The sequence below is a fragment of the Rathayibacter tanaceti genome (assembly GCF_001634385.1).
In the GTDB taxonomy this organism is placed as follows: domain Bacteria; phylum Actinomycetota; class Actinomycetes; order Actinomycetales; family Microbacteriaceae; genus Rathayibacter; species Rathayibacter tanaceti.
Window position 1 is genome coordinate 1 of sequence record NZ_LIIN01000233.1, and the last position, 1,850, is coordinate 1,850.

The window sequence follows — 1,850 nt, forward strand, 5'->3', positions numbered from 1 at the left end:
CGATCATGCGGACCTCGGCCGGCGAGAGCCAGCCGGCGTCGGCGTAGTCGCCGAGCCGCTCGAGGGTGACCCGGCGCTCCTGGCGCCGCAGCAGCACGACCACGACCACCGCAACGGCGAACAGCGGCACCTGCACGACTCCGTAGAAGCCGAACCAGTCCGACACCAGGAACGACGAGCCGTTCCACAGGGCGTGCAGGAAGGCGGCGAGCGCGAGGCCGAGCAGCGCGAGAGGGAGGCGCGCGACGGCCGGCCGGTTCGAGGCGAAGCCCAGCGCCGCGCCCGTGCACGCGGTGAAGAGCACGTGCGCGAAGGGGGAGAGCACGCCGCGGAGGAAGAAGGTGACGGCGAGCGAACCGAGGCCGCCCTCCACCAGCGCAGTGCCGAAGTAGAGGACGTTCTCGACGAACGCGAACCCGGAGGCGACGACCGCCGCGTAGACGATGCCGTCGACCGGGCCGTCGAAGGTGCGGCGCCAGATCAGCAGCACCAGCAGGACTCCGAGTCCCTTCGCCGACTCCTCGACAAGGGGAGCCTGGATCACGGCGCCCACGAAGTCCGAGCCGCTGGGCTGCTGGCCCGAGGCGTAGACCGCGATCTGCACGCCCAGATCGACCAGGAGCGAGATCGCGACCGAGCCCGCTGCTCCCCACAGGAACGCGAACCAGAGTCCGAGCGGGGGCTCGGGCTCCCAGCGGTCGACCCAGCGCACGCCGAGGAGCACCACGGTCAGCGGCACCAGCGCAACCACGGCGCAGACCGCGGCGGCGCTCACGCCCAGTCCGCGGACGACGTAGGCGAGGACGAGCAGCAGCAGGATCCCGAGCAGCGCGACTCCGATCGAGCCGAGCACGGTCGGCACGACGGAGCGGCGCACGGCGGGCGGGGCGGGCGGCGGATAGGCGCTCATGGGGCCGAGAGTAAAGCACGGGCCGAGGGAGTCGCGCCAGGCAGACCCGGGTGACCGTGTCCGATTCCCGCCATCGTCCGGGCGTCCGCTGTGCGAGGCTCGGGGGGTGCCCGAGTCCGATCCGCTCTTCGAGGAGCGCTACCGCGCTGTCGCCTCGCGCGATGCCCGCTTCGACGGGCGATTCCTGACCGGTGTGCACTCCACCGGGATCTACTGCCGCCCGAGCTGCCCCGCGACCACTCCCCAGCCCGGGAACGTCCGCTTCTACCCGACCGCCGCCGCCGCGCACGAAGCGGGGCTGCGCGCCTGCAAGCGCTGTCTCCCGGATGCGGTGCCCGGATCGCCCGAGTGGAACCTGCGTGACGACACAGCGGCCCGGGCGATGCGTCTGATCGGCGACGGAGTCGTCGACCGCGAGGGCGTCGAGGGGCTCGCCTCCCGACTCGGCTACGGAGCACGGCACCTCGGCCGGATCCTCCGCGAGGAGCTGGGGGCGCCTCCGCTCGCCCTCGCCAGGGCGCAGCGCGCGCAGACCGCTCGACTGCTGCTGACCGGCACCGATCTGCCGGTGTCGGAGGTCGCGTTCGCAGCCGGCTTCGCGAGCATCCGCCAGTTCAACGCCACGATCGCCGAGGTCTACGAGCGGACGCCGACCGCACTGCGCTCCTCGGGGCGCGGCGGTCGCACCGGTGTCGGGACACAGGCTGGGGCGACGACGCTCGAGCTGCGGCTGCCGGTGCGGGCCCCGTTCGACGCCGGAGTCCTCGACGGGCTCGGGGCGCGCGCCGTCGCCGGGATCGAGGAGGCGGCGCCCGGGTCGTACGCCCGCTCGCTGGTCCTGCCCGGCGGTGCGGCCCTCGTCCGCCTCGACGCCGACGCGAGCGCGGTACGGTGCACGGCGACCCTCGCGTCGATCGCCGATCGGCCGCTCGTCTCCCGG

General features: G+C 73.7%; 2 protein-coding genes. One reads left to right on the top strand and one right to left on the bottom strand.

Annotated features, from left to right (window positions below):
- On the bottom strand, positions 1-910 hold a 910-nt coding region (locus tag ACH61_RS15235; RefSeq protein ID WP_153038944.1), incomplete at its 3' end, for a PrsW family intramembrane metalloprotease.
- Between ACH61_RS15235 and ACH61_RS15240 the strand changes: the two genes are divergently transcribed.
- Positions 909-1,850, top strand: a 942-nt coding sequence (locus ACH61_RS15240; protein WP_153038945.1) for a bifunctional transcriptional activator/DNA repair enzyme AdaA, incomplete at its 3' end; no start/stop codon positions are given. The two genes, ACH61_RS15235 and ACH61_RS15240, sit on opposite strands and share 2 nt — an antisense overlap.